This window comes from Psychrobacter sp. 1U2, assembly GCF_051847575.1.
Window position 1 is genome coordinate 1 of record NZ_JBPYDC010000514.1, and the last position, 1,008, is coordinate 1,008.

The window sequence follows — 1,008 nt, forward strand, 5'->3', positions numbered from 1 at the left end:
AGCATCTACGTGATATTGTACTACTACATCGTCCGTCTCGCGTACTCAAACAAGGCTATACCATGCTGACTGATACAAAAGATAAGCAGATATTGACCAGCAGTACGCAGCTTTATCCCGAGCAGACCATTCATATTGTCTTAAAAGACGGTAAAGCAAAAGCGCAGATTATTGATATCAAAACTAATAACAAGATGACAGAATCTGCTAATACGCTAATCGAATCATAAAACAGTTTTTAATAATTATTTACTTACTCAAACCATATTATCTACTTAGACCATTACAAGAAACTAGGAAACCTTATGACAACCCCTGCTCGCCGACGCAAAAAAGCCGCCCCAAAAACCTTTAAGGCGGCTTACGATATTCTAAAGACCAATGCAGCTGAACTACAACAACAAGATGAGCCTGATATTGATAACCTAATGACAACCGTTGAAGAGTCAATCGCCGCTTATCGCGTATGCGAAACTCGTATCAATGCCGTGCAACAAGCATTAGATGCAGCATTTGCTGAGGAAGAGAAAACAGAGAATAACGATCTTTAGACGGTCGTTACTCTGGCTCATCGACCTCAAAGACTTGGCGCAAATAGGCAAGATACGTATCATTATTGATCATCGTCTTACCTGGGCTGTCAGACAACTTAGCAACTGGCTGCCCATTGCATTCAACCAGTTTAAGAACGATATTAATTGGCGTGATGCCCATATCATTAGTGAGATTGGTGCCGATGCCAAAGCTGGTTTTGATACGATCTTTAAAATACTGATGCAGCTCCCACGCCTTATTGAGATTCAGACCGTCACTAAAGGTCAAAATTTTGGTCTTGGGGTCTATCTTTAATTTTTTATAATGAGTGATTGCTTTATCACCCCAAATATAGGGATCTCCGCTGTCGTGACGCAGGCCGTCAAATAGCTTGGCAAAATACAAATCAAAGTCGCGTAAGAATGCATCCATACCAACGACATCTGTTAAAGCAATGCCCAAGTCGCCGCGATA

Annotated in this window: 2 protein-coding genes and 1 pseudogene; 2 read left to right on the top strand and 1 reads right to left on the bottom strand. The window is 41.3% G+C overall.

Translation table 11 applies throughout. The annotated features are described in order from the left end of the window. Positions 1-230 (top strand): annotated as a pseudogene (locus ACS8FD_RS16955) (exodeoxyribonuclease VII large subunit); the annotation flags it as partial. Between the two features lie 75 nt (positions 231-305). After that, positions 306-551: an exodeoxyribonuclease VII small subunit gene (gene xseB, locus ACS8FD_RS16960; RefSeq protein ID WP_439260761.1), complete on the top strand. Its 246-nt coding sequence runs from the start codon at positions 306-308 to the stop codon at positions 549-551. Positions 552-558: 7 nt separating this feature from the next. Here the strand turns inward: xseB and ACS8FD_RS16965 are convergent. Beyond that, a partial coding sequence (locus tag ACS8FD_RS16965; RefSeq protein WP_459252139.1) for a beta/alpha barrel domain-containing protein occupies positions 559-1,008 on the bottom strand: 450 nt, incomplete at its 5' end.